This window comes from Streptococcus sp. 2579 (assembly GCF_013277195.1).
Classification (GTDB): Bacteria; Bacillota; Bacilli; order Lactobacillales; family Streptococcaceae; genus Streptococcus.
In genome coordinates this window covers 84739-109561 of sequence record NZ_VMMM01000006.1, presented here as the reverse complement: position 1 = coordinate 109561, position 24823 = coordinate 84739, and the positions used below count along the sequence as shown (strand labels likewise).

28 protein-coding genes and 1 pseudogene are annotated in these 24823 nt (G+C 42.3%); 7 read left to right on the top strand and 22 right to left on the bottom strand.

Annotated elements, in window-relative coordinates:
• Window positions 1-37: 37 nt before the first annotated feature.
• The 7 genes from HT725_RS03440 to rpmB form a co-directional block, all read right to left on the bottom strand.
• Complete coding sequence (locus tag HT725_RS03440; RefSeq protein WP_173217925.1) at window positions 38-394, bottom strand: ketol-acid reductoisomerase; 357 nt, start codon at window positions 392-394, stop codon at window positions 38-40.
• 83 nt (window positions 395-477) lie between these two features.
• Window positions 478-1500: a ketol-acid reductoisomerase gene (gene ilvC / locus HT725_RS03435; RefSeq protein ID WP_000290683.1), complete on the bottom strand. Its 1023-nt coding sequence runs from the start codon at window positions 1498-1500 to the stop codon at window positions 478-480.
• Window positions 1501-1565: 65 nt separating this feature from the next.
• Window positions 1566-2042 (bottom strand): acetolactate synthase small subunit, encoded by a 477-nt coding sequence (ilvN, locus tag HT725_RS03430; protein WP_001253803.1) that lies wholly within the window; start codon window positions 2040-2042, stop codon window positions 1566-1568.
• Entirely contained in the window at window positions 2035-3735 is a 1701-nt protein-coding gene (locus HT725_RS03425) for an acetolactate synthase large subunit (protein ID WP_060805182.1), read from the bottom strand. Before HT725_RS03425 ends, ilvN begins: the two co-directional genes overlap by 8 nt.
• 200 nt (window positions 3736-3935) lie before the next feature.
• Entirely contained in the window at window positions 3936-5603 is a 1668-nt protein-coding gene (locus HT725_RS03420; protein ID WP_173217927.1) for a DAK2 domain-containing protein, read from the bottom strand.
• A 2-nt stretch (window positions 5604-5605) separates the two neighbouring features.
• Entirely contained in the window at window positions 5606-5971 is a 366-nt protein-coding gene (locus HT725_RS03415) for an Asp23/Gls24 family envelope stress response protein (protein WP_050089938.1), read from the bottom strand.
• Between the two features lie 154 nt (window positions 5972-6125).
• The gene (rpmB, locus tag HT725_RS03410) at window positions 6126-6314 is read right to left on the bottom strand and encodes a 50S ribosomal protein L28 (protein ID WP_001140948.1); all 189 of its coding nucleotides are present in this window, start codon (window positions 6312-6314) and stop codon (window positions 6126-6128) included.
• A gap of 203 nt (window positions 6315-6517) precedes the next feature.
• On the opposite strand from rpmB, the pseudogene HT725_RS03405 reads away from it, so the two are divergent.
• A pseudogene (locus HT725_RS03405) lies at window positions 6518-6679 on the top strand (helix-turn-helix domain-containing protein); the annotation flags it as partial.
• A 130-nt stretch (window positions 6680-6809) separates the two neighbouring features.
• On the opposite strand, the gene HT725_RS03400 reads toward HT725_RS03405, so the two are convergent.
• Together HT725_RS03400 and HT725_RS03395 are read right to left on the bottom strand one after the other, a co-directional pair.
• Window positions 6810-7076, bottom strand: a complete 267-nt coding sequence (locus tag HT725_RS03400) for a glycosyltransferase (protein WP_240147164.1) — start codon at window positions 7074-7076, stop codon at window positions 6810-6812.
• Window positions 7077-7578: 502 nt separating this feature from the next.
• On the bottom strand, window positions 7579-9123 hold the full coding sequence (locus HT725_RS03395; RefSeq protein WP_173218060.1) for a peptide chain release factor 3: 1545 nt from the start codon (window positions 9121-9123) through the stop codon (window positions 7579-7581).
• Window positions 9124-9336: 213 nt separating this feature from the next.
• Between HT725_RS03395 and gatC the strand changes: the two genes are divergently transcribed.
• The 6 genes from gatC to nusB all read left to right on the top strand — a co-directional run bounded on the left by gatC (window position 9337) and on the right by nusB (window position 14064).
• Complete coding sequence (gatC, locus tag HT725_RS03390) at window positions 9337-9639, top strand: Asp-tRNA(Asn)/Glu-tRNA(Gln) amidotransferase subunit GatC (RefSeq protein ID WP_000705419.1); 303 nt, start codon at window positions 9337-9339, stop codon at window positions 9637-9639.
• The gene (gene gatA / locus HT725_RS03385; protein WP_173253078.1) at window positions 9639-11105 is read left to right on the top strand and encodes an Asp-tRNA(Asn)/Glu-tRNA(Gln) amidotransferase subunit GatA; all 1467 of its coding nucleotides are present in this window, start codon (window positions 9639-9641) and stop codon (window positions 11103-11105) included. Before gatC ends, gatA begins: the two co-directional genes overlap by 1 nt.
• Window positions 11105-12547 carry an Asp-tRNA(Asn)/Glu-tRNA(Gln) amidotransferase subunit GatB gene (gatB, locus tag HT725_RS03380; protein ID WP_173253077.1) on the top strand — a complete coding sequence of 481 codons (1443 nt, stop codon included), beginning with the start codon at window positions 11105-11107 and terminating at the stop codon, window positions 12545-12547. Before gatA ends, gatB begins: the two co-directional genes overlap by 1 nt.
• A 127-nt stretch (window positions 12548-12674) precedes the next feature.
• Window positions 12675-13235, top strand: coding sequence for an elongation factor P (gene efp, locus HT725_RS03375; protein WP_173253076.1), 561 nt, complete (start codon window positions 12675-12677; stop codon window positions 13233-13235).
• A 21-nt stretch (window positions 13236-13256) separates the two neighbouring features.
• The gene (locus tag HT725_RS03370; protein ID WP_000510575.1) at window positions 13257-13646 is read left to right on the top strand and encodes an Asp23/Gls24 family envelope stress response protein; all 390 of its coding nucleotides are present in this window, start codon (window positions 13257-13259) and stop codon (window positions 13644-13646) included.
• Window positions 13639-14064: a transcription antitermination factor NusB gene (gene nusB / locus HT725_RS03365; RefSeq protein WP_173253075.1), complete on the top strand. Its 426-nt coding sequence runs from the start codon at window positions 13639-13641 to the stop codon at window positions 14062-14064. The genes HT725_RS03370 and nusB overlap by 8 nt, the downstream gene beginning before the upstream one ends.
• A gap of 101 nt (window positions 14065-14165) precedes the next feature.
• Here nusB and HT725_RS03360 read toward each other — a convergent pair whose 3' ends face one another.
• The 13 genes from HT725_RS03360 to HT725_RS03300 form a co-directional block, all read right to left on the bottom strand.
• On the bottom strand, window positions 14166-14933 hold the full coding sequence (locus HT725_RS03360; RefSeq protein WP_173253074.1) for an acetyl-CoA carboxylase carboxyl transferase subunit alpha: 768 nt from the start codon (window positions 14931-14933) through the stop codon (window positions 14166-14168).
• A complete protein-coding gene (accD, locus tag HT725_RS03355) occupies window positions 14930-15796 on the bottom strand; it encodes an acetyl-CoA carboxylase, carboxyltransferase subunit beta (RefSeq protein ID WP_173253073.1) in 867 nt (288 codons plus the stop codon). The genes HT725_RS03360 and accD overlap by 4 nt, the downstream gene beginning before the upstream one ends.
• Before the next feature lie 36 nt (window positions 15797-15832).
• Entirely contained in the window at window positions 15833-17200 is a 1368-nt protein-coding gene (gene accC, locus HT725_RS03350) for an acetyl-CoA carboxylase biotin carboxylase subunit (protein ID WP_173253072.1), read from the bottom strand.
• An 11-nt stretch (window positions 17201-17211) separates the two neighbouring features.
• The gene (fabZ, locus tag HT725_RS03345) at window positions 17212-17634 is read right to left on the bottom strand and encodes a 3-hydroxyacyl-ACP dehydratase FabZ (RefSeq protein WP_000565515.1); all 423 of its coding nucleotides are present in this window, start codon (window positions 17632-17634) and stop codon (window positions 17212-17214) included.
• Window positions 17631-18116: an acetyl-CoA carboxylase biotin carboxyl carrier protein gene (gene accB / locus HT725_RS03340; RefSeq protein WP_173253071.1), complete on the bottom strand. Its 486-nt coding sequence runs from the start codon at window positions 18114-18116 to the stop codon at window positions 17631-17633. Before accB ends, fabZ begins: the two co-directional genes overlap by 4 nt.
• A 2-nt stretch (window positions 18117-18118) precedes the next feature.
• Complete coding sequence (fabF, locus tag HT725_RS03335; RefSeq protein ID WP_173253070.1) at window positions 18119-19354, bottom strand: beta-ketoacyl-ACP synthase II; 1236 nt, start codon at window positions 19352-19354, stop codon at window positions 18119-18121.
• Window positions 19355-19375: 21 nt separating this feature from the next.
• Window positions 19376-20107: a 3-oxoacyl-[acyl-carrier-protein] reductase gene (gene fabG / locus HT725_RS03330; protein ID WP_173217945.1), complete on the bottom strand. Its 732-nt coding sequence runs from the start codon at window positions 20105-20107 to the stop codon at window positions 19376-19378.
• A gap of 40 nt (window positions 20108-20147) precedes the next feature.
• Window positions 20148-21071 (bottom strand): ACP S-malonyltransferase, encoded by a 924-nt coding sequence (fabD, locus tag HT725_RS03325; RefSeq protein WP_173217947.1) that lies wholly within the window; start codon window positions 21069-21071, stop codon window positions 20148-20150.
• A complete protein-coding gene (fabK, locus tag HT725_RS03320; protein WP_112444397.1) occupies window positions 21064-22038 on the bottom strand; it encodes an enoyl-[acyl-carrier-protein] reductase FabK in 975 nt (324 codons plus the stop codon). The genes fabD and fabK overlap by 8 nt, the downstream gene beginning before the upstream one ends.
• A gap of 116 nt (window positions 22039-22154) precedes the next feature.
• Window positions 22155-22379, bottom strand: a complete 225-nt coding sequence (locus HT725_RS03315; protein ID WP_000257838.1) for an acyl carrier protein — start codon at window positions 22377-22379, stop codon at window positions 22155-22157.
• A gap of 58 nt (window positions 22380-22437) precedes the next feature.
• Complete coding sequence (locus tag HT725_RS03310) at window positions 22438-23412, bottom strand: beta-ketoacyl-ACP synthase III (RefSeq protein WP_173217949.1); 975 nt, start codon at window positions 23410-23412, stop codon at window positions 22438-22440.
• Window positions 23412-23846, bottom strand: a complete 435-nt coding sequence (locus HT725_RS03305; protein ID WP_000386353.1) for a MarR family transcriptional regulator — start codon at window positions 23844-23846, stop codon at window positions 23412-23414. The genes HT725_RS03310 and HT725_RS03305 overlap by 1 nt, the downstream gene beginning before the upstream one ends.
• Before the next feature lie 93 nt (window positions 23847-23939).
• Window positions 23940-24725: an enoyl-CoA hydratase gene (locus HT725_RS03300; protein ID WP_173217951.1), complete on the bottom strand. Its 786-nt coding sequence runs from the start codon at window positions 24723-24725 to the stop codon at window positions 23940-23942.
• Window positions 24726-24823 lie beyond the last annotated feature (98 nt).

Sequence of the window (24823 nt, the reverse complement as noted above, 5' to 3'; positions counted from 1 at the left end):
TTCTATAAAAAACAGTCACTAATGACTGTTTTTTTAGTTATTCATCTCCAAAAACTTCAGCAACACTTTCATGATATTTATGAGCCATACGAATTGAAAACTCTTTAGGAAGTTCATAACGATTTGTAGAAATCCAATCATATAACCATTCTGCCAAACTTTCTTCACTATCATTACGATGGAAGATAAAATAGTTTAAAATTTCTTTATATTCTACATCATTCAAATCCAGCGTGTCTACAAATTGACTACGAGGAACAAAATTAGAATCTAATTTTCTTAGTTGATCTGTCAATTCTCCCAATTGTAAATCCAACTGAAAAAATAATTTTTGCAGTTGCCTATCATTCTCATCACATCCTGTCTTGATAGAAAACAAATTGGTAATGTTCATATGATTTCAACTCCTAAATAAGTACATCTAATATCCCACGAATAGCTGAAGCTACTATTTTAGCAAAATTCTTTGCTTTCTAATTAGTTATAGATTTTGAATGCATCATCGTCGTTTTTACCAACGAAAGGCATTGCTTTACGCAATTCTGCACCAACTTTTTCAATTTCAAGGTTAGCTGCTTGTTCACGGTAAGCAGTCAATTTTGGACGTCCAGCTTTATAGTCATTGACAAAGTCATTTGCAAATTTACCATTTTGGATGTCTGCCAAGACAGCTTTCATGTTTTCTTTAACTTGTTCAGTGATTACACGTGGACCTGATACATAGTCACCGTACTCAGCAGTGTTTGAAATTGATTGACGCATTTTCTTGAATCCACCTTCATAGATCAAATCAACGATCAATTTCATTTCGTGAAGAACTTCAAAGTAAGCCAATTCTGGAGCGTAACCTGCTTCTGTCAAGACTTCGAAACCTGCTTCGATAAGGGCAGTCAAACCACCACAAAGTACAGCTTGTTCACCAAACAAATCTTCTTCAGTTTCTTCTTTGTATGTTGTTTCAAGAAGACCTACACGAGCTGCTCCAACACCTTTACACCAGTCCATAGCAATGTTTTTCGCATTTCCTGTTGCATCTTGGTATACGGCGTAAAGAGCTGGAACACCAAATCCTTCTTCATAAGTACGGCGTACCAAGTGTCCTGGTCCTTTAGGAGCACACATGAAGACATCTACATCTGCAGGAACTTTGATAAACTCAAAGTGAATGTTGAAACCATGGGCAAATCCAACTGCATTTCCAGCTTCCAAGTTTGGAGCGATTTCTGCTTCGTACAATTCTTGTTGGATTTCGTCTGGTGCCAAAATCATGATAACATCAGCCAATTTAGTTGCTTCTGCTACTGTATAAGTGTCAAATCCGTCTTCTTTTGCTTTGTCAAAAGATTTACCTGGACGTACACCGATGATGACATCGCGACCTGAATCACGCAAATTTTGCGCATGCGCATGTCCTTGTGAACCATAACCGATAACGGCAATTTTTTTACCGTCAAGTGCTGCTACTTTAACATCTTTTTCGTATTCCATTTGAACTGCCATAGTTTTTCTCTCTTTTCTATTATTTATTGCCTTTTAGGCTGGTTTAACAAATTTAAGTTGGATTTTTAATCACGGGTAAATCCTGTTGCACCCGTACGAGCGATATTGCGAATACCGTATGGTCGAATGACTCGCAATAGAGCTTCACTCTTTTCGGCATTTCCTGTCATTTGAATGGTAATCGAGCTTGGCGCTACGTCTACCACTGTTGCACGGAAAGGTTGAATAATCGCTAGAATCTCAGCTCGCTTCTCAGCTGGCGCTGACATCTTAACCAAAATCACCTCGCGTTCCAAGTGTGGTTTATCCGTAATATCTCGAATGCGAATCACATCAATCTGACGATTGAGCTGCTTGATGATTTGCTCCACTTCATCATGTGAAGCTACATCAATAATAATGGTGATACGCGATACATTCGGATCTTCTGTTGCTCCAACAGAGATGCTTTCGATATTAACCTGACGGCGAGACAGGACACCGGTAAAGCGATTGAGGACTCCCGAACGATTTTGTAGTTTTGCTGTTAACATTCTACGCATGGAACTTCACCCCCAACATCTCATGATTGCTCTTACCAGCTGGCACCATTGGTAACACCTGCTCCTTACGAGAAATATCTACCTCGATTAGCATAGGAACATCCTCAGTGATGACTTCAAGGTCTTGAGCCAAGGTCTCAGGATTGTCAAATTTATAGTTTTTAATACCGTAAGCTTGTGCCATCAATTGGAAATCAGGAAGGGTATCAAAGACTGACTCAGATGTTCTACCTTCATAGAAGGATTCCTGCCACTGACGAACCATTCCAAGTGAGTGGTTGTTCAGCATAACCACCTTGATTGGCACCTTGTAAATGTTCAAAATCGCCAATTCCTGATTAGTCATTTGGAAACCGCCATCCCCAACAAACAAGACTACTTCCTTATCTGGGTTAGCAATTTTAGCCCCGATTGCTGCTGGAATTCCAAATCCCATGGTTCCTAAACCACCTGAAGTCACTAACTGACGTTCATTTTGGTAGGGATAATACTGGGCTGTCCACATTTGGTGTTGACCTACGTCTGTGACCACAATGGCATCTCCGTTAGTTAATTCACCAATTCGTTCAATAACAGCTTGCGGTTGAACTACACGCTCTTTCTTATCATAAGAACGAACGCGGTTCTTGTCTTTGGTAACTTTTTCAATCCATTTCTCAGTATTGTTATGAACTGTTGGTTCTGCTAGCAACATTTGCAAGGCTTTCTTAGCATCTCCAACTACAGGAATATCTGCACTGATAATCTTACCAATCTCAGCTGGGTCAATATCAATGTGAGCAACCTTAGCATTCTTAGCAAAAGTCTTTGGATTCCCCGTCAAACGGTCATCGAAACGGCAACCAATACTAATCATAAAGTCCGCTTCCGTCATGGCAATATTAGCTGCGAATGACCCGTGCATGCCTCCCATTCCAAGGAAGAGTGGATGACTCGTTGCAATCGTTCCTTGTCCCAAAAGACTGGTTACCACCGGAATTTGATAGCGTTCTGCAAATTCATTTAATTCTGCAGCAGCTTCAGCATAACTAATTCCACCACCAGCTAGCAAGACTGGCTTTTTAGCCTTGGATAATTGCTTCAAGATTTTCTTGATTTGCATATCATTTGGCTCAAGAGTCGGCTGATAGCTTGGTAGGTTCACTTCTGATGAATAGATGAAGTCTGTTTCTAAAGCAGATACGTCTTTAGGTAGGTCAATTACAACTGGCCCTGGACGGCCTGTAGTTGCGATATGGACAGCTTCCGTAATGATACGAGGAATATCAGCTGTCTCACGAACTTGGTAATTGTACTTAGTGATTGGCATGGTAATTCCCACGATGTCTGCCTCCTGAAAGGCATCCTTCCCAATCCCTGCTCGCGCCACCTGACCTGTAAAGACCAAAAGGGGAACACTATCGCTCATGGCATCCGCAATCCCTGTAATGGCATTTGTTGCTCCCGGTCCGCTAGTAACGACGGCAACACCCAACTTTCCAGTTGATTTAGCATAACCTTCAGCTTCATGCAGACAGCCTTGCTCATGGCGTCCTAGAATGTGGCGAATGCCTTTAAAATTATATATCGCATCATAAAAAGGCAAGACTGCACCACCAGGATAGCCAAAGATGGTATCAATTCCTAAATCACGAAGTGTTTCCAAAACTAGGTCAGACCCCGTCTTAGGAGATTCTAAACTGATTTTCTCCATTGTTCCCCTTTCTTTCCTCTTAAAAATAACTTGTTACTATCATACCACTTTTTCAAAATTTTTCAAGACAAAAGAAGAAATTTTCTGAATTTTCTATTTTAACGTTTATTTATGAATGTTATTTTGGTTTTTATTTAAAAGATACCGATTTCATTATTTAAAAAGAAAAAAAGAACTGATTTCTCAGTCCTTCATTAATCTTATTCTACACTAAATAGGTATGGGTAAACAGGTTGTTGACCTTGGTGAATCTCGACTTCAACGTCTTCGAATTCTTCTGCGATTTCTTGAGCAATTTCATTGGCAAGTTCTTCGCTTCCGTCTTCACCGACATAGAAGGTTACGATTTCACTATCTTCATCCAACATATGTTTCAAAGTTTCTGTCAAGGTTTGGTGCATGTCAGGGTTTGACACGAGAATTTTCCCATCCACCATACCTAGATTATCATTTTCATGGATTTCTAAGCCATCAATGGTTGTATCACGCACAGCTGTTGTGACGCTTCCGCTAACGACATCGCTAAGAGCAGCTGTCATACGCTCTTGGTTTTCTTCGATGGACTTACTTGGATCAAAAGCAAGAAGACTTGTCAAACCTTGAGGAAGAGTGCGAGCTTCCACCACTACTGCTGGTTGCTCCAAAACTTCTGCTGCAGATTGAGCTGCCATGAAGATGTTTTTGTTGTTTGGCAGGAAGATAATGTTACGAGCGTTGACCTGTTCAACAGCCTTGATAAAGTCTTCTGTTGAAGGGTTCATGGTTTGACCGCCTTCGATAACATAATCCACACCTTGAGAACGGAAGATATCTGCTAGACCTTTACCAGCCACCACGGCAATCAAAGCATACTCTTTTTCTTCAGCTGGCTTGCTAACTTGAGCAGCTTCTTTCTCAACCTGTGCTTCGTGTTGGTTACGCATATTGTCAACTTTTACCTTGACCAAGCTACCATATTTGAGACCTTCTTGCATGACAAGTCCTGGATCTTCTGTATGGACATGGACTTTGACGATTTCATCATCATTGACAACGAGGAGAGAATCTCCAAGTTCATTCAAGTAGTTACGGAATTCATCGTAGTCAAAATCTTTGGCATAGGTTGGACCTTGCTTAAGAGCTACCATGATTTCAGTACAGTAACCAAAGTTGATGTCCTCAGTCGCCACATGACCAGCCACAGACTTGTGGTGCTCTGCATTGATCATTTCACTCATGTTGGCAGGAGTGGCTACAAAGTCCTCAGATGCAATATATTCGCCAGTAAGGGCTGAAAGGAAACCTTCGTAGATGAAAACCAATCCTTGACCACCCGAGTCCACAACGCCAACTTCCTTCAAGACTGGAAGCATGTCTGGTGTTTTAGCTAGAGCTGTTTTAGCACCTTCTAAAGCTGCGCGCATGACTTCAACAGCGTCATCTGTTTGCTCAGCTTTTTTCTTAGCACCGATAGCAGCACCACGAGAAACTGTCAAAATCGTTCCTTCAACTGGCTTCATCACTGCCTTATAGGCAACTTCCACACCTGATTGGAAGGCAAGGGCCAAGTCTTGACCTGTTAACTCGTCTTTATCCTTGATCGCTTGTGAAAATCCACGGAAAAGCTGAGACGTAATAACTCCTGAGTTCCCCCGCGCACCCATCAAAAGACCTTTGGCAAGAATGCTCGCTACCTCGCCAACTGTAGAAGCTGGCTTGTCTGCAACTTCTTTAGCACCATTTTCAATGGTCATTCCCATATTTGTCCCAGTATCTCCATCTGGAACAGGGAAGACGTTTAATGAATTGACATATTCAGCTTGCTTATTCAAGCGAGTTGATGCAGCCTGCACCATTTCTTGAAATAAGCTAGTAGTAATTTTTGACACGGTTATTCTCCTACAACTTTGATATTTTGAATGTAGACATTTACAGTCTGAGCAGTAATTCCAAGCTGGTTTTCCAAGCTAAAGGCAACACGCTCTTGAATGTTTTTTGACACTTCACTAATCTTTGTTCCGTAGCTCAACACGGTATACACATCAACTGCAATGCTTCCATCTTCGGCTGCCTTTACGACGACACCTTTGGAATAATTTTCCTTACCTAGAAGGGCTTGGAAATTATCTTTGAGGGCATTTTTACTAGCCATACCGACCACACCAAAAATCTCAGTTGTTGCACCGCCTACGACAGTTGCAATCACTTCATCTGTTAGTTCGATTTGACCATCTTTTGTATTAATTTTTACAGTCATCCTTTTTACCTCAACTAGTTGATACTCTATTTTATCATATTTCAGCCCAAGTGTAAAAGCAGAATACTGTATCAGCGGATATTTACTCTGCTTTTAAAATGATTTTTTCGCTATGACAAAAGAAAAAGACCCTGAGGTCTCCTTGCTTTTATTATTAAACGCGTTCAACTTTACCTGATTTCAAAGCACGAGCTGAAGCCCAAACTTTTTTAGGTTTACCATCGATAAGAACAGTAACTTTTTGAAGGTTTGGTTTTACGGCACGTTTTGTTTGGTTCATCGCGTGTGAACGGTTGTTTCCTGATACAGTCTTACGACCTGTAAAGTAACATACTTTAGCCATTGTGTTTTCCTCCTATTAGATCTAATATAGCGGATGTGCTAGCACCACATACCGTACTATGTTATCACACTTTCTTCATTTTTGCAAGGGAATTGGAAGATTTTTTTATTTATTGTGATTCGAATGCGATAATGTCTTTAGTAAATCGAACGTGAAAATGTCCCATTTGGTAGAATAGTCATATGAAAAGGATCCAACTGAATATGAATGAAACGAAAAAATATCTTGTGATAAAAGCTATAGACCAAGGAAAGAAAACAAAGAATCGAGCCTGTGTCGAACTCAATCTTTCTGAAAGACAAATCAATCGTCTGCTACTAGTCTATCAACAGAAAGGAAAAGAAGCCTTCAGACACGGAAACAGAGAATTGGAAGATTTTTTATTTGTGTCTTAAATCAGATTTTACGTGACATTTTCTGCTCTTCACATGTCATTGTTGATTAACAAAAAACAACATTGAAAATAGGTGTATAAAAATCATCTCTAACTACTACTCAGGAGATGCCTGTTAAGTCTAAGTACCACAGCTCATCTATCGGTTTTCTCACTATAATATCCAAGTCTAAATACAATACACGAACCTCACTTACATACTTAGGGATAAAATACCTAAATAAGGTAGCGTAAGAAAGTCCCTCAAAGGGTAAACGATAATCTTTCAGAATACTACTGTCAATCGGAAAATCATCATTAAAAATATAAAACTTCCGATTATCATAACGAATACACAGGGACTTTATTGTTGTTTCAACTTTATTCATACTGAGCATTACCTGCGCCTAAGACAATCGCTTTTTTCTCGTCTCTCATTCTCTATCTCATTTCTTTTTTATTCCCATCATATGTTTGGGGAGCTTACTTTCCATTATGACGGCAAAGCGTTTAGATAAGGCTATTTTTTACACCACGACACGGGGCTTGGCAAATCGATTCCATTTGCCAAACGTAGTTAGTAAAGCAGTTAGCTAGACCACTCACTACCAGTTACGACGGAAAGTTTTACGAATCTATACCATTCGTGGACTTTGCCTAGTGAAGCGTTTAGGTAAGGCTATTTTTTACATTACGACACGGAGTTTTACAAATCGATCCTATTTGCCAAACGTAGTTAGTGAGGCAGTTACCGCTTGCTAACTGTTACGACGTAAAGTTTTACGAATCGATATTATTCGTAAAACTTTACTAGTGGAGCGCCTAGCCAAGTTCCATAGAAACTTGGCGTTAGTTACTTAGATTGTTACACAATCAAGTAACTTTGGCGATCTACATTTTTTCTTCCAACTCTACATCTGGATACTTGTCCGCAAACCAACGGAGGGCAAAGTCATTTTCAAAGAGGAAGACTGGTTGGTCAAAGCGGTCTTTAGCCAAGATATTGCGACTTGACGACATGCGTTCATCCAAGTCCTCAGGCTTGATCCAACGAACGGTCTTTTTCCCCATTGGGCTCATGACGACTTCCGCATTGTACTCGCCCTCCATACGGTGCTTAAAGACTTCAAACTGGAGTTGACCTACAGCTCCCAGCATATACTCGCCTGTTTGGTAATTCTTATAAAGCTGAATAGCCCCCTCTTGCACCAGTTGCTCAATCCCCTTGTGGAAGGATTTTTGCTTCATGACATTCTTGGCAGAAACTTTCATGAAAATCTCAGGTGTAAAGGTTGGCAGTGGTTCAAATTCAAATTTGTTTTTCCCAACTGTCAAGGTATCCCCAACTTGATAAGTACCTGTATCGTATACACCGATAATATCACCCGCCACGGCATTGGTTACATTCTCACGACTTTCCGCCATAAACTGAGTAACATTTGACAGCTTAGCTCCCTTACCAGTACGAGGCAGGTTGACACTCATACCACGCTCAAATTCGCCTGATACGATACGGACAAAGGCAATACGGTCACGGTGACGAGGGTCCATGTTGGCTTGGATTTTAAAGACAAATCCTGAGAAATCCTTGTCGTACGGATCCACAACTTCACCGTCTGTTTTCTTGTGTCCATGTGGTTCTGGAGCAAACTTGAGGAAGGTCTCAAGGAAGGTCTGCACACCAAAGTTTGTCAAAGCTGAACCAAAGAAGACAGGTGTCAATTCTCCAGCAAGGATAGCTTCCTCTGAAAACTCATTTCCAGCTTCATTTAAAAGTTCAATATCATCTTTGACTTGCTCGTAGAAAGGATTGCTACCAAAAAGCTTATCCCCATCTTCTAAACTAGCAAAACGCTCATCCCCCTTGTAGAGCTCCAAGCGTTGATTATAGAGGTCATACAAGCCTTCAAAAGCTTTCCCCATCCCGATTGGCCAGTTCATCGGATAGCTCGCAATGCCCAATACTTCTTCCAATTCTTGCAAGAGGTCCAGTGGCTCACGACCGTCACGGTCCAGCTTGTTCATAAAGGTAAAGACTGGAATGCCACGGTGTTTCACAACCTCAAACAATTTCTTGGTTTGCGCCTCGATACCCTTGGCAGAGTCCACAACCATGACCGCAGCATCCACCGCCATCAAGGTACGATAGGTATCTTCTGAAAAGTCCTCGTGCCCTGGGGTGTCTAGGATGTTGACGCGCTTGCCATCGTAATCAAACTGCATAACAGATGAAGTCACCGAAATCCCACGTTGCTTCTCGATATCCATCCAGTCAGACTTGGCAAAAGTCCCTGTTTTCTTTCCTTTTACGGTACCAGCCTCACGAATCTCACCCCCAAAGTAGAGCAACTGCTCCGTTATGGTTGTTTTCCCCGCGTCCGGGTGGGAGATGATGGCAAAGGTACGACGTTTCTTAATTTCTTCTTGAATATTCATAAGTTCTCTTTCTTTAGATTCTCTATTTTCCTTGTTTCGATAGCTAAGAATGATTTTTACATTGGATTTTACCATTCCTTTCAACACTCCATTATATCGGATTTTAGCATTTTTTTCAATTTCTATTTCTTTTCACTTATCCCTCCCTTATTTATAGGAAAATATGGTAAAATAGAACAGACTAAAAATCATCATTTCACGAAAGGATGCAAGATGAAAATTACGCAAGAAGAGGTAACACACGTTGCCAATCTTTCAAAATTAAGATTCTCTGAAGAAGAAACTGCTGCCTTTGCGACTACCTTGTCTAAGATTGTTGACATGGTTGAATTGCTGGGCGAAGTTGACACAACTGGTGTCGCACCTACTACGACTATGGCTGACCGCAAGACTGTACTCCGCCCTGATGTGGCCGAAGAAGGAACAGACCGTGATCGCTTGTTTAAAAACGTACCTGAAAAAGACAACTACTATATCAAGGTGCCAGCTATCCTAGACGATGGAGGAGATGCCTAATGACTTTTAACAATAAAACCATTGAAGACTTGCACAATCTCCTTGTTTCTAAGGAAATTTCAGCAACGGAATTGACCCAAGCTACGCTTGAAGATATCAAGTCTCGCGAGACAGCTATCAACGCTTTTGTTACCATCGCTGAGGAGCAAGCCCTTGCTCAAGCCAAGGCTATTGACCAAGCTGGAATCGATGCTGATAATGTCCTTTCAGGAATTCCGCTTGCAGTAAAGGATAACATCTCTACAGACGGCATTCTCACAACTGCCGCCTCAAAAATGCTCTACAACTACGAGCCTATCTTTGATGCGACAGCCGTTGCTAATGCCAAAGCTAAAGGTATGATTGTTGTTGGAAAGACTAACATGGACGAGTTTGCCATGGGTGGTTCAGGTGAAACTTCTCACTACGGTGCCACTAAAAATGCTTGGGATCGGACCAAGGTTCCTGGTGGTTCTTCAAGTGGTTCAGCCGCAGCTGTAGCCTCAGGACAAGTCCGCTTGTCACTTGGTTCTGATACCGGTGGTTCTATCCGCCAACCTGCTGCCTTCAACGGGATTGTTGGTCTCAAACCAACCTACGGAACGGTTTCTCGTTTCGGTCTCATTGCCTTTGGTAGCTCATTAGACCAGATTGGACCTTTCGCACCAACTGTTAAGGAAAACGCCCTCTTGCTCAACGCTATTGCCAGCGAAGATGCCAAAGACTCTACTTCTGCTCCTGTCCGCATCGCCGACTTTACTTCAAAAATCGGTCAAGACATCAAGGACATGAAAATTGCTTTACCTAAGGAATACCTAGGAGAAGGAATTGACCCAGAGGTTAAGGAAACCATTCTGAATGCTGCTAAGCACTTTGAAAAATTGGGCGCTATCGTCGAAGAAGTCAGCCTTCCTCACTCTAAATACGGTGTTGCCGTTTACTACATCATCGCTTCATCAGAAGCTTCATCAAACTTGCAACGTTTTGACGGTATCCGTTACGGCTACCGCGCAGAAGATGCAAGCAACCTTAATGAAATCTATGTAAACAGCCGTAGCCAAGGTTTCGGTGAAGAAGTGAAACGCCGTATCATGCTAGGTACTTTCAGCCTTTCATCAGGTTACTACGATGCTTACTACAAGAAAGCTGGTCAAGTCCGTACCCTCATCATTCAAGATTTCGAAAACGTCTTCGCGGATTATGACTTGATTTTGGGTCCAACTGCTCCAAGTGTTGCTTATGACTTGGACTCACTCAACCATGACCCAGTTGCCATGTACTTGGCTGACCTTTTGACTATACCTGTAAACTTGGCAGGACTGCCTGGAATTTCGATTCCAGCTGGATTCTCTCAAGGTCTACCAGTCGGTCTGCAATTGATTGGTCCTAAGTACTCTGAAGAAACCATTTACCAAGTTGCTGCTGCCTTTGAAGCAACAACAGACTACCATAAACAACAACCCGTGATTTTTGGAGGTGACAACTAATGAACTTTGAAACAGTCATTGGACTTGAAGTCCACGTAGAGCTCAACACCAATTCAAAAATCTTCTCACCTACTTCTGCCCACTTCGGAAATGACCAAAATGCCAACACCAACGTGATTGACTGGTCTTTCCCAGGAGTTCTGCCAGTTCTCAATAAGGGTGTAGTCGATGCTGGTATCAAGGCGGCTCTTGCCCTCAACATGGACATCCACAAAAAAATGCACTTTGACCGCAAGAACTACTTCTACCCTGATAATCCCAAAGCCTACCAAATTTCTCAGTTTGATGAGCCAATCGGTTACAACGGCTGGATTGAAGTGGAGCTAGAAGACGGTACAACTAAGAAAATCGGTATCGAACGCGCCCACCTAGAGGAAGATGCTGGTAAGAACACCCACGGTACAGATGGCTACTCTTATGTTGACCTCAACCGTCAAGGGGTACCATTGATTGAGATTGTATCTGAAGCCGACATGCGCTCGCCAGAAGAAGCCTACGCTTACCTAACTGCCCTCAAGGAAGTCATCCAGTACGCTGGCATTTCTGACGTTAAGATGGAAGAAGGTTCTATGCGTGTGGATGCCAATATCTCTCTTCGTCCGTATGGTCAAGAAAAATTCGGTACCAAGACAGAGTTGAAGAACCTCAATTCCTTCTCAAACGTTCGCAAAGGTCTTGAATACGAAGTCCAACGTCAAGCTGAAATCCTACGCTCAGGTGGTCAAATCCGTCAAGAAACACGCCGTTACGACGAAGCTAACAAGGCAACCATCCTCATGCGTGTCAAAGAAGGTGCTGCAGACTACCGCTACTTCCCAGAACCAGACCTACCTCTCTTTGAAATTTCAGATGAGTGGATTGAGGAAATGCATACAGAGTTACCAGAATTTCCAAAAGAACGCCGTGCTCGCTACGTCTCTGACCTTGGCTTGTCAGACTACGATGCTAGCCAGTTGACTGCTAACAAAGTCACCTCTGACTTCTTTGAAAAAGCTGTCGCCCTAGGTGGTGATGCCAAACAAGTCTCTAACTGGCTCCAAGGTGAAGTCGCTCAGTTCTTGAATGCCGAAGGCAAGACACTTGAACAAATCAAATTGACACCAGAAAACTTGGTTGAAATGATTGCCATCATCGAAGACGGTACTATCTCTTCTAAGATTGCCAAGAAAGTCTTTGTCCACCTGGCTAAAAATGGCGGTGGCGCGCGTGAATACGTGGAAAAAGCAGGTATGGTTCAAATCTCAGATCCTGAAATCCTGATCCCAATTATCCACCAAGTCTTTGCGGATAATGAAGCAGCAGTTGCTGACTTCAAGTCAGGCAAACGTAACGCAGACAAGGCCTTTACAGGATTCCTTATGAAGGCAACCAAAGGTCAAGCCAACCCACAAGTTGCTCTTAAACTCCTTGCCCAAGAATTGGCCAAGTTGAAAGAAGAGTAATATGTAAAAACCAGCCCTGAGGTTGGTTTTTTCGCTCCCATCATCTCCCAATAACTATTTTGGCTTTATTTTCAGAAGATTTTATGGTAAAATGAAGAGTAATAATATTTATTAAAGAGGTAAAAACATGATTGAAGCAAGCAAATTGAAAGCTGGTATGACATTTGAAACTGCAGACGGAAAATTGATCCGCGTTTTGGAAGCTAGCCACCACAAACCAGGTAAAGGGAACACGATCATGCGTATGAAATTGCGTGATGTCCGTACTGGTTCTACATTTGACACAAGCTACCGTCCAGAAGAAAAATTCGAACAAGCTATTATCGAAACTGTTCCAGCTCAATACTTGTACAAAATGGATGAAACTGCCTACTTCATGAACACTGAAACTTACGACCAATATGAAATTCCAGTCATAAACGTTGAAAATGAATTGCTTTACATCCTTGAAAACTCTGATGTGAAAATCCAATTCTACGGAACTGAAGTGATCGGTGTAACTGTACCAACTACTGTTGAATTGACAGTCGCTGAAACACAACCATCTATCAAAGGTGCTACTGTTACAGGTTCTGGTAAACCAGCAACTATGGAAACTGGACTTGTTGTCAACGTTCCTGACTTCATCGAAGCTGGACAAAAATTGATCATCAACACTGCAGAAGGAACTTACGTTTCTCGTGCCTAATCTCTAGAAAGAGGTCATTCTATGGGAATTGAAGAACAATTTGGCGAAATCGTTATCGCTCCACGTGTACTTGAAAAAATCATTGCCATCGCAACTGCTAAAGTTGATGGTGTCCATTCATTTTCAAATAAATCCGTATCTGACACCCTATCAAAACTCTCTCTTGGTCGTGGTGTCTACTTAAAAGAAAGCAACGAAGAACTAACTGCTGACATCTACCTCTATCTTGAGTACGGTGTGAAAGTACCAAAAGTTGCTCTTGCTATTCAAAAAGCGGTCAAAGATGCTGTTCGTGATATGGCTGATGTGGAACTTGCTGCTGTCAACATCCATGTTGCGGGAATCGTTCCAGATAAAACACCAAAACCTGAGTTGAAAGATCTATTTAACGAGGACTTCCTCAATGACTAGTCCATTATTAGAATCTAGACGCGAACTTCGTAAATGCGCTTTTCAAGCTCTTATGAGCCTTGAATTCGACACAGATATGGAAACAGCTTGTCACTTTGCCTACACGCATGACCGTGAAGATGCAGATGTGCAAATCCCTGCCTTTCTTCTAAACTTGGTTTCTGGTATCCAAGCTCAAAAAGAAGAGTTGGATAAACAAATCAACCAGCACCTCAAGTCAGGCTGGACAGTTGAACGCTTGACCTTGGTCGAAAAAAACTTACTACGCTTGGGTATCTTTGAAATTACATCATTTGATACACCTCAGCTTGTAGCAGTCAATGAAGCCATTGAACTCGCTAAGAATTTTTCAGATCAAAAATCAGCCCGTTTTATCAACGGACTGCTTAGTCAATTTGTGACAGAAGAAAATGAATAATCGAAAAGGTGTTTGGTCTTCCAAGCACCTTTTGACTTTCCCCTCTGCACAGAGTAAGAACCTCAAAAAACTAGAACTGACTGCCAGTTCTAGTTTTTGTATTAGTATTTTCTAAATCGTTGGTAACGCTCTTCCAACAACTCTTCTAACGTTTTTTTTGAAAGTAGGGCTAGCTCCGTTTGGAGTTCTTTCTTTACACTCTTAATCAGTTCTTTACTAGAAAGTCCTGCTTCAGAAATCACCTTATCCACCACGTCCATTTCTAGCAGCTCATGTGAAGTGATTTTCATCAGTTCTGCTGCTTCCATGGCACGACTGCCGTCCTTCCATAAAATGGAAGCAAAGCCTTCTGGGCTGAGAATAGCATAGATAGAATTTTCCAGCATCCAAACACGGTCTGCGACTGCTAGAGCCAGAGCACCACCTGAACCACCTTCACCGATAATGATAGCGATAATAGGAACTCTCAGATCACTCATTTCCATGAGATTGCGAGCAATGGCTTCTCCCTGTCCACGTTCTTCCGCTCCCACACCAGGATAGGCACCTGCTGTATTGATAAAGGTCACAACTGGACGGCCAAATTTTTCAGCCTGTTTCATCAACCGTAGGGCCTTGCGGTAGCCTTCTGGATGCGGTTGACCAAAATTCCGCTTGAGGTTATCTTGTAAACTCTTGCCTTTTTGGATACCAACCACTGTTACAGCTTGATCTCCAAGCCAGCCGATACCACCAACAACTGCACCATCATCACGAAAAGAACGGTCACCATGTAATTGGATAAATTCATCAAAAATGCCTGTCGCAAAGTCCAAAGTTGTCAAGCGACTCTGCTCACGCGCTTCTCTGACTATTTTTGCAATATTCATCTGGGACCCCCTCCGTGCAATCTGACTAGACTAGCAATCGTATCTGGTAAGTCTCTTCTTTTGACAATAGCATCCACAAATCCATGCTCCAATAGGAATTCTGCCTTTTGGAACCCCTCAGGCAAGCTTTCACGAACCGTATTTTCAATGACACGACGCCCAGCAAAACCGACTAAACTCTGTGGTTCTGCTAGAATGATATCGCCTTCCATAGCGAAAGAAGCTGTCACACCACCTGTCGTTGGATCTGTCAAAATGGTCAGGTAAAAGAGACCTGCATTTGAATGGCGTTTAACCGCTGCAGAAATCTTGGCCATCTGCATGAGACTCATGATTCCTTCCTGCATACGGGCTCCACCAGAGGCTGTGAAGAGAACAACTGGCAATTGTTCGACAGTCGCATACTCAAACAAACGAGTGATTTTCTCACCTACAACTGTACCCATAGAAGCCATGATAAAGTTAGAATCCATTATCCCAAGAGCCACAGTCTGACCTTTAATAAGAGCTGTTCCTGTCACAACGGCTTCATCCAGACCTGTTTTTTCACGCATAGTTGCTAGTTTCTTTTGATAACCAGGGAAATGCAAGGGATCCTTGCTTTCAATCCCTGTAAACAATTCCTTGAAGGTTCCCATATCAATCGTCAAAGCCAAGCGTTCTTGGGCAGAAATACGAAAGGTATAGCTACAGTGCGGACAGATACGCTCACTTCCCAGATCCTTCTGATAAATGGTATGCTTGCAGCCTGGACACTGGGAGAATAATTCATCTGGAACCTCTGGCTTAGCTTGAGGTTTTTCCCTAACCGAACGATTGGGATTGATTCGAATATACTTATCTTTTTTACTAAATAGAGCCATTGATTCCCCTTTTCGGTTTAAACTCTTGAAGTCATTTTATTCTTTTTCTTGATATTTAGGTAAGAAGGTTTCCATCAAGAAGGAAGTATCATAATCCCCAGCAATGACATTGCGATCTGAAATGAGGTCAAGCTGGAAATCTGCATTGGTCTGCACTCCTTCAATCTCTAATTCATAGAGGGCACGTTGCATTTTCATCAAGGCGTCAAAACGATTTTCACCGTGAACGATGATTTTGGCAATCATACTATCATAATAAGGCGGAATGGTATAACCTGGATAAACTGCTGAATCCACGCGCAAGCCAACTCCCCCACTTGGCAGATAGAGATTGGAAATCTTACCTGGACTTGGGGCAAAGTTAAAGGCTGGATTTTCTGCATTGATCCGACACTCGATGGCATGACCGCGTAGGACAATATCTTCTTGCTTAACAGATAAAGGCTGACCTGCCGCAATGCGAATCTGTTCCTTAACGATATCCACACCTGAAACAAATTCTGTTACTGGATGTTCTACTTGTACACGAGTATTCATTTCCATGAAGTAGAAATTGCTACTTGCTTCATCAAGAAGAAACTCAATGGTCCCTGCATTCTCATAACCAACAGACTCTGCCGCTCGAACAGCCGCAGCACCGATTTCATGACGCAACGTTTTTCCGATTGCAATCGAAGGACTTTCTTCTAAAACCTTTTGATTATTCCGTTGAAGAGAACAATCCCGTTCACCCAAGTGAATCACATTTCCGTGTTCATCTCCTAGGATTTGAACCTCGATGTGACGAGCTGGGTAGATAACCCGTTCTATGTACATAGCACCATTGCCATAATTGGCCTTAGCTTCACTAGAGGCCGTTTCAAAGGCTGAAACGAGGTCTTCCGGTTTTTCAACCTTACGAATTCCTTTACCACCTCCACCTGCTGAAGCCTTGAGCATAACAGGATAGCCAATTTTTTCAGCAACAATCAAAGCTTCCTCAGAGTTATGCACTTCTCCATCTGAACCTGGAATGACTGGAACACCAGCTTTGATCATCTGAGCACGCGCATTGATTTTATCTCCCATCATATCCATAACATGACCAGATGGACCGATAAACTTGATTCCCACCTCTTCACACATGGTTGCAAATTTGGAATTTTCACTGAGAAATCCGAAACCGGGGTGAATAGCTTCTGCCTCAGTCAAGACTGCAGCTGATAGAACCGCATTGATATTGAGATAAGACTCTGTTGCTTTGCCAGGGCCGATACAAACTGCTTCATCTGCCAAAAGTGTATGAAGAGCTTCCTTATCGGCAGTTGAATAGACCGCCACCGTCGCAATCCCCAATTCACGCGCCGCACGGATAATACGAACCGCAATTTCACCACGATTGGCAATTAAAATTTTTCGAAACATGGAGAACCTCCTTAGTTCCCAATTGCAAAGGTAAGAGTACCACTAGCTGCAAGCTTGCCATCCACTTCAGCCTTTGCTTCAACCACAGCGATTGTGCCACGACGTTTTACAAAAGTCGCTGTCATAACCAATTGGTCGCCTGGTACAACTTGCTTCTTAAATTTAACCTTGTCCATACCAGCGTAAAAGACCAGTTTTCCTTTATTTTCAGGTTTTGATAACTCCAACACACCAGCAGTTTGCGCCAAGGCTTCCATAATCAGAACACCTGGCATAACTGGATATTGAGGAAAATGACCGTTGAAGAAAGGCTCGTTAATGGTCACATTTTTGATGGCAACGATGGTATCCTCGCTCACTTCCAAGACACGGTCTACGAGGAGCATAGGATAACGGTGGGGAAGAGCTTCTTTGATTCCTTGAATATCGATCATTTGATACGTACCAATCCTTTACCAAACTCAACCATTTCTTCATTTGAAACGAGAATTTCTGTTACCACACCATCCTTAGGAGCTGGGATTTCATTCATGACTTTCATGGCTTCGATGATCACCAATGTTTGACCCTTTTTAACACTATCACCAACTGTTACAAAGGCAGGTTTATCTGGACCGGCAGCCAAGTAAGCCACCCCAACAAGTGGGCTCTCTACAAGATTTCCCTCAGCAGCCACACTTGTTTCAGCTGGAGCTGGAAGCTCTTCTGTTACAGTCTCTGCTGGAGTAGATGTAGGAGCTACTAGACTCGGTGTTGCTAGAACGGGTGCTGGAGCGACTTGAGCTGCAACTTCAGGCACAGGTTTCGCTTCATTCTTGCTAAACTGTAACTCATCCGTCCCATTTTTATAAGAAAATTCTCTCAAACTTGATTGGTCAAATTGGGCCATCAAGTCTTTAATATCGTTTAAATTCATAGTTATTTATTCTCCCAACGTTTGAAAGCAAGAACTGCATTGTGGCCACCAAAACCAAAAGTATTTGAAATAGCGTATGGAATTTCTTGCTCCAAGCCTTGTCCATAAACGACATTGGCTTCGATATAATCTGATACTTCACTTGTTCCAGCTGTCATTGGTACAAAGTTATGACGCATAGCCTCGATTGTTACGATAGCTTCTACCGCGCCTGCAGCACCCAGCAAATGTCCTGTGAATGATTTGGTTGATGATACAGGTACTTCCTTACCAAGCATAGCCACGATCGCACCACTTTCTCCTTTTTCATTAGCAGGAGTTGACGTTCCGTGAGCATTGACATAGGCTACTTGTTCTGGAGAAATCTCAGCTTCTTCCAAGGCTAGTTTGATGGCCTTGATAGCTCCCTGACCTTCTGGATGAGGAGAAGTCATGTGGTAGGCATCACAGGTATTTCCGTAACCAACCACTTCAGCAAGGATAGTAGCCCCACGTTTTTCAGCGTGTTCAAGACTTTCAAGAACCAACATCCCAGAACCCTCACCCATGACAAAACCATTGCGATCCTTATCAAATGGGATAGAAGCACGAGTTGGATCCTCTGTAGTAGAGAGAGCTGTCAAGGCTTGGAAACCAGCAATAGCAAAAGGTGTGATAGAGGCTTCTGAACCGCCTACCAACATAACGTCTTGGAAACCAAACTTAATCGAGCGGAAGGCATCCCCAATCGCATCATTTGATGAAGCGCAGGCAGTGTTAATGGATTTACAAACACCGTTTGCTCCAAAACGCATGGCAACATTTCCTGAAGCCATATTTGGCAAGGCTTTTGGAAGGGTCAATGGTTTCACACGTTTTGGTCCTTTTTCGTTGAGACGAAGCACTTGATCTTCAATTTCCTTGATTCCACCAATACCAGAGGCCACAATAACACCAAAACGATCCTTGTCAAGAGTCTCTACATCAAGACCTGCATGATTAACAGCCTCTTGAGCTGCATACAAGGCATATAAAGAATAGTTATCAAAACGGTTGGTATCTTTCTTTACAAAGTATTTATCAAAAGGAAAATCTTGGATTTCTGCCGCATTATGCACATCAAAGTCACTGTGATCAAATTTTGTTATTTGACCAATTCCGATTTTTCCAGTTGTCAAACTGTTCCAAAATTCTTCTGGTGTATTTCCGATTGGAGATGTTACTCCATAACCTGTTACTACTACGCGATTTAGTTTCATCTTTTTCACCTCTAGCTTCTGCTACATACTTAAGCCACCATCAATGGCAACCACTTGACCAGTTAGATAATCTTGGCCTGCTAAAAATACCGTCAAATCTGCAACCTGCTCTGCCTGCCCAAATGCTTTCATAGGAATTTGCGCCAGCATGGCATCTTTGACCTTGTCTGATAGGACAGCTGTCATATCGGACTCAATCATTCCAGGTGCAATAGCATTAACTCTGATATTGCGATTAGCCACTTCACGCGCCACAGACTTGGTAAAACCAATCAAACCAGCCTTAGAAGCAGCATAGTTAGCTTGACCAATATTTCCCATCAAACCAACAACACTAGACATATTAATGATAGCACCTTCTCTGGCTTTTATCATCGGTTTCAAGACTGATTGTGTCATGTTAAAGGCACCAGTCAGATTCACTTTAAGCACTTTTTCAAAATCTACTTCTGTCATCTTGAGCATCAGGGTATCTTGAGTAATTCCTGCATTGTTGACCAAAACATCTACTGAACCCAGATCTGCAATAGCTTGCTCAACCATACGCTTAGCGTCTGCAAAATCTGATACATCTCCTGAAATGGGAACCACCTTGACACCATAGTTTGAAAACTCAGCGAGCAATTCTTCTGAGATAGACCCACGACTGTTTAAAACAATATTGGCTCCTGCTTGAGCAAACTTGTGGGCGATAGCAAGACCAATACCACGACTAGAACCTGTAATAAAGATATTTTTATTTTTTAATTGCATTCTTTTCTCCTGTTTCCTCTTGTCTTTATGGGAGAAGGGATTACTTGTTTTCTAGCAAGGCTTCCAAGCTAGCCTGATCTTCAACATTGGCTAGTTTAGCCGTTTTATCAATTTTTTTCACAAAGCCTGACAAAACTTTTCCCGGGCCAATCTCGATAAAGTTGGTTATGCCTGCTTCTTGCATAACCGCAATACTTTCATAGAAACGAACTGGTTCCTTGACCTGACGCATCAAGAGTTGAGCAATGTCTTCTTTTTTCATGACCTTAGCTTCTGTATTACCAACTAGGGGACAGGTGAAATCTGAGAAACTTACTTGAGCTAGAGTTTCAGCTAGTTTCTGGCTAGCAGGCTCAAGGAGAGCGGTATGAAAAGGTCCTGACACCTTGAGAGGAATCAAGCGTTTGGCACCTGCTTCCTGCAAGAGTTCGACAGCTCGGTCAACTGCAGCCACTTCTCCACCAATCACGATTTGTGCAGGTGTATTATAGTTGGCTGGAGTAACCACTCCAAGTTCAGAAGCTTTTTGACAGGCTTCTTCAATGACCTCTACTGGCGTATTGAGAACTGCGACCATCTTACCAGAGCCAGCAGGAGCTGCTTCTTCCATATAAGCTCCACGCTTAGCTACCAAGGCAACCGCATCTTCAAAATCCAAAGCACCACTGGCCACCAAAGCAGAATATTCTCCAAGGGATAAACCAGCAACCATATCAGGCTGATAGCCCTTTTCTTGCAATAAACGGTAGATAGCAACCGAAGTCGCTAAAATAGCTGGTTGCGTATAGCGGGTATGATTGAGTTTGTCTTCTTCCCTATCGATGAGATGACGCAAATCATAACCGAGTACCTGACTAGCTTGATCAATCGTTTCTTTGACAATCGGATACTGATCATAGAGATCCCGTCCCATACCTAGATACTGGGCACCTTGGCCAGCAAATAAAAAGGCTGTTTTAGTCATTTCTTACAACTCCTGCCCAACGAGAGGCTTCTTCTTGAATTTTCTTAGCTGCTCCATAGTACAAATCTTTTAGGATTTCTTCAACGGTTTCTTCTTTGGAAACAAGCCCTGCAATCTGACCTGCCATGACAGATCCGCCATCCACATCTCCGTGAACAACTGCTTTGGCTAGGGCACCTGCTCCCATTTGTTCAAAAATTTCCAAATCTGGATTTTCTTGTTTAAAGGCATCTTTTTCAGCTTTTTCAAAATCACGAGTCAACTGGTTTTTAATAGCTCGAACAGCATGTCCAAAGTGTTGAGCTGAAATCGTAGTATCAATATCTCTAGCTTTTAAAATTTTCGCCTTATAATTTGGATGGGCATTAGACTCTTTTGCAACGACAAAACGCGTTCCAACCTGAACAGCCTCTGCACCTAGCATAAAGCCAGCCGCAGCACCTTCACCATCCGCAATCCCTCCTGCAGCAATAACAGGAATAGATACAGCAGCAGCCACTTGACGCACCAAGGTCATGGTTGTTAATTTACCGATATGCCCCCCAGCTTCCATTCCTTCTGCAATAACAGCATCCGCACCGATTTTTTCCATGCGTTTAGCTAGGGCAACGCTTGGTACAACAGGAATAACTGTAATCCCCGCTTCATGGAAACGTTCCATGTATTTACCAGGATTTCCTGCGCCTGTTGTCACTACCTTAACCCCTTCCTCGATAACAAGGTCTACAATATCTTCCACAAAGGGAGACAAGAGCATGATGTTGACACCAAAGGGTTTATCCGTTAACGATTTAATCTTGTCAATATTTGCCTTGACGACTTCTTTCGGGGCATTTCCCCCACCAATAATCCCTAGTCCTCCAGCCTTGGAAACAGCCCCTGCCAAATCACCATCAGCAACCCAAGCCATTCCTCCTTGGAAAATAGGATACTCAATATTCAATAATTCTGTAATACGCGTTTTCATAGTGCCTCCATCGTTTCTTGCTTACGTAATAGTTCGATACCGTCATAATTTGACAATCAAACTATTGCCTAAACAAGAGGGAGCGGGTTTCCCTACTCCTTCTATCTATATTCTGTTTATTTTGTTTGCTCTTCAACGTAGGCAACCAAGTCACCAACTGTTTTCAAGTCATCTTCTGCTTCGATTTGGATATCAAAAGCATCTTCGATTTCTGAGATTACTTGGAACAAGTCCAATGAATCTGCGTCCAAATCATCAAAAGTTGATTCAAGTGTTACTTCTGATGCGTCTTTTCCAAGTTCTTCAACGATAATTTCTTGTACTTTTTCAAATACTGCCATGATAGGACTCCTTTAAAATAAATAGTTTTTTATAACAATGTGTTCACCACATGATTACCTAAATTGTAAGAATGAGCGTGCCCCAGGTCAAGCCTCCACCGAAGCCTGATAACAGAACAGTCTGGCTACCATCTAAAGGGATGAGACCTTGTTCTACACACTCTGAAAGTAAAATCGGGATACTTGCTGCACTGGTATTGCCATATTCCATCATATTGGCTGGAAGTTTGTCTCGGTCGACACCGATTTTTCTAGCCATCTTATCCAAAATACGGTCATTAGCCTGATGAAGTAGCAGATAATCCAAGTCTGTCGCCTCTACAGGAGATTCCACAATGGTCTGCTTGATAGACTTGGCTACATCCCGAACAGCAAAATCAAAGACTGCGCGTCCATCCATCTTCAAAAATGAATCTGCATTTTCTTGATTTGAAAATGGAGAATGCAGGCCTGAATGCCCATAAGTTAGACACTCGCTGCGACTTCCATCGCTATTGAGACTCTCAGCTAAGAAATGCTCTTGCTCGCTAGCTTCTAGCAAGACACCACCAGCACCATCTCCAAACAATACAGCTGTTGATCGGTCTGACCAATCGACTGCCTTAGAGAGGGTTTCACTACCAATCACCAAGCCTTTTTGAAAGCGACCAGAAGCGATAAACTTTTCAGCAGTTGAAAGAGCAAATACAAATCCACTGCAAGCCGCTGTTAGGTCAAAAGCAAAGGCCTTATTAGCACCAATATTAGCTTGGACACGAGCAGCTGTAGAGGGCATCATCGAATCTGGAGTAATGGTGGCTAGGATGATAAAATCCAGCTCTTCCCCTGTGATTCCAGCTTTTGTCATCAGTTTCTTAGCAACCTCTGTAGCCAAATCACTGGTAGATTCTGTTCTTGAAATATGCCTTTGTCGTATTCCCGTCCGACTTGAAATCCACTCATCATTGGTATCCATAATCTGAGCCAAGTCGTGATTTGTAACCACTTGCTCTGGCACATAATGAGCAACCTGGCTTATTTTTGCAAAAGCCATTATTTCAAATCCTCCAAAAATTGATAAAGATTGGTCAAACCTTTGCTCATAACATCAATTTCTTCCTTACTCATACCATCAATGATTTTTTCAACCATGGCCTTGTGGAAGCGTTTATGGAGCCTATGAACCAAGCGACCCTTCTTTGTCAAATGTAGATGCACCACACGACGATCCTGCTCTGAGCGAATGCGTTCAATGTAACCCTTGCGTTCGAGATTATTCAAACTAGTCGTAACTGTCCCAAGAGTCACCATCAACTCTTTTGACACTTGACTTGGTGTCACGTCTGGGAATTTCCCAATCACATCAATCGTATGCATTTCTTTGATGGAGATATCCTTGAAACGACTACCTCTCAAGCTCACTTCCTCAATGACAAGGACATTGTTAAATATAGATGTTAAATATTCATTAATTCGTTGGTAGTCCATTTTTCATATCCCTCCTTCTCAAAAAAACTTTTACAATCAAAACATTTGACAAGAGAATTATATCAAAGTTCAAAGAATGATGCAAGTATTTTTTTATTTTCCTGTAAATTTAGGCCGTCTTCTCTCCGAATGAGCTCGAACTCCCTCTTTGAAATCCTCTGTTTGAGCTAAGGATTCCTGTAGATTCAGTTCTAAAGTAGCGTAATCCTGCCAGTCTTTAAATTGGCTCTCCCAAACCAACTTCTTAATGGCAGCATAGGAATTACTTGAACCACGTCTTAATTTTTTAAGAAGCTGTTCTCTCGTCTTTTCAAGTTTATCAGCTTCGGAAACACGGTAAACTAGCCCCCACTCCAGAGCTTTTTCTGCGGTCAAAGCCTCTCCTGTCATAGCTAATTGAGCAGCACGCGTCACACCGATACTGCGGCTCAAGAGATGAATCCCACCTGCATCTGGAGCCAAGCCAACGCCAACAAAGGCTTGGATAAACTTAGCCTTATCCGTTGCAAGACAGAAATCTGCCGCAACAGCTATATTCGCTGCGGCACCTGCAACAGCACCGTCAACTTCCATTAAAACAGGTTTGGCTATTTGTTTGATTTTATAGGAAATCGTATTGACCAATTCTGCGATTTTTGTCAATGATGGAATATCATCCTCATCCACTGCTCGCTTCATCTCTACCAAATCTCCCCCAACTGAGAAGACTTTGCCATTGGCATTGATTAAGATAAAATGCACAGCTGGATTCTCTTCTACCAGAGTCAGCGCTTCTAAAATCTCCTCACACATAGGAATATGAAGGCCATTTGCAACCTCAGGACGGTTTAAAGTAATAATTGCCAAATCCTCTTCAAGCTGATAAATAATGTGTTCCATCAGGACTCCTTTTTAGTTTATAAGCAGTTTATACTCTTCGAAAATCTCTTCAAACCACATCAGCTTCGCCTTGCCGTAGGTATGGTTACTGACTTCGT

What these genes read in the sequence shown, in the direction of transcription:
- HT725_RS03440 (WP_173217925.1), bottom strand. Translation starts at nt 394, where the DNA reads ATGAACATTACCAATTTGTTTTCTATCAAGACAGGATGTGATGAGAAT.
- ilvC (WP_000290683.1), bottom strand. Translation starts at nt 1,500, where the DNA reads ATGGCAGTTCAAATGGAATACGAAAAAGATGTTAAAGTAGCAGCACTT.
- ilvN (WP_001253803.1), bottom strand. Translation starts at nt 2,042, where the DNA reads ATGCGTAGAATGTTAACAGCAAAACTACAAAATCGTTCGGGAGTCCTC.
- HT725_RS03425 (WP_060805182.1), bottom strand. Translation starts at nt 3,735, where the DNA reads ATGGAGAAAATCAGTTTAGAATCTCCTAAGACGGGGTCTGACCTAGTT.
- HT725_RS03415 (WP_050089938.1), bottom strand. Translation starts at nt 5,971, where the DNA reads ATGACTGTAAAAATTAATACAAAAGATGGTCAAATCGAACTAACAGAT.
- rpmB (WP_001140948.1), bottom strand. Translation starts at nt 6,314, where the DNA reads ATGGCTAAAGTATGTTACTTTACAGGTCGTAAGACTGTATCAGGAAAC.
- HT725_RS03400 (WP_240147164.1), bottom strand. Translation starts at nt 7,076, where the DNA reads ATGAATAAAGTTGAAACAACAATAAAGTCCCTGTGTATTCGTTATGAT.
- HT725_RS03395 (WP_173218060.1), bottom strand. Translation starts at nt 9,123, where the DNA reads ATGAATATTCAAGAAGAAATTAAGAAACGTCGTACCTTTGCCATCATC.
- gatC (WP_000705419.1), top strand. Translation starts at nt 9,337, where the DNA reads ATGAAAATTACGCAAGAAGAGGTAACACACGTTGCCAATCTTTCAAAA.
- gatA (WP_173253078.1), top strand. Translation starts at nt 9,639, where the DNA reads ATGACTTTTAACAATAAAACCATTGAAGACTTGCACAATCTCCTTGTT.
- gatB (WP_173253077.1), top strand. Translation starts at nt 11,105, where the DNA reads ATGAACTTTGAAACAGTCATTGGACTTGAAGTCCACGTAGAGCTCAAC.
- efp (WP_173253076.1), top strand. Translation starts at nt 12,675, where the DNA reads ATGATTGAAGCAAGCAAATTGAAAGCTGGTATGACATTTGAAACTGCA.
- HT725_RS03370 (WP_000510575.1), top strand. Translation starts at nt 13,257, where the DNA reads ATGGGAATTGAAGAACAATTTGGCGAAATCGTTATCGCTCCACGTGTA.
- nusB (WP_173253075.1), top strand. Translation starts at nt 13,639, where the DNA reads ATGACTAGTCCATTATTAGAATCTAGACGCGAACTTCGTAAATGCGCT.
- HT725_RS03360 (WP_173253074.1), bottom strand. Translation starts at nt 14,933, where the DNA reads ATGAATATTGCAAAAATAGTCAGAGAAGCGCGTGAGCAGAGTCGCTTG.
- accD (WP_173253073.1), bottom strand. Translation starts at nt 15,796, where the DNA reads ATGGCTCTATTTAGTAAAAAAGATAAGTATATTCGAATCAATCCCAAT.
- accC (WP_173253072.1), bottom strand. Translation starts at nt 17,200, where the DNA reads ATGTTTCGAAAAATTTTAATTGCCAATCGTGGTGAAATTGCGGTTCGT.
- fabZ (WP_000565515.1), bottom strand. Translation starts at nt 17,634, where the DNA reads ATGATCGATATTCAAGGAATCAAAGAAGCTCTTCCCCACCGTTATCCT.
- accB (WP_173253071.1), bottom strand. Translation starts at nt 18,116, where the DNA reads ATGAATTTAAACGATATTAAAGACTTGATGGCCCAATTTGACCAATCA.
- fabF (WP_173253070.1), bottom strand. Translation starts at nt 19,354, where the DNA reads ATGAAACTAAATCGCGTAGTAGTAACAGGTTATGGAGTAACATCTCCA.
- fabG (WP_173217945.1), bottom strand. Translation starts at nt 20,107, where the DNA reads ATGCAATTAAAAAATAAAAATATCTTTATTACAGGTTCTAGTCGTGGT.
- fabD (WP_173217947.1), bottom strand. Translation starts at nt 21,071, where the DNA reads ATGACTAAAACAGCCTTTTTATTTGCTGGCCAAGGTGCCCAGTATCTA.
- fabK (WP_112444397.1), bottom strand. Translation starts at nt 22,038, where the DNA reads ATGAAAACGCGTATTACAGAATTATTGAATATTGAGTATCCTATTTTC.
- HT725_RS03315 (WP_000257838.1), bottom strand. Translation starts at nt 22,379, where the DNA reads ATGGCAGTATTTGAAAAAGTACAAGAAATTATCGTTGAAGAACTTGGA.
- HT725_RS03310 (WP_173217949.1), bottom strand. Translation starts at nt 23,412, where the DNA reads ATGGCTTTTGCAAAAATAAGCCAGGTTGCTCATTATGTGCCAGAGCAA.
- HT725_RS03305 (WP_000386353.1), bottom strand. Translation starts at nt 23,846, where the DNA reads ATGGACTACCAACGAATTAATGAATATTTAACATCTATATTTAACAAT.
- HT725_RS03300 (WP_173217951.1), bottom strand. Translation starts at nt 24,725, where the DNA reads ATGGAACACATTATTTATCAGCTTGAAGAGGATTTGGCAATTATTACT.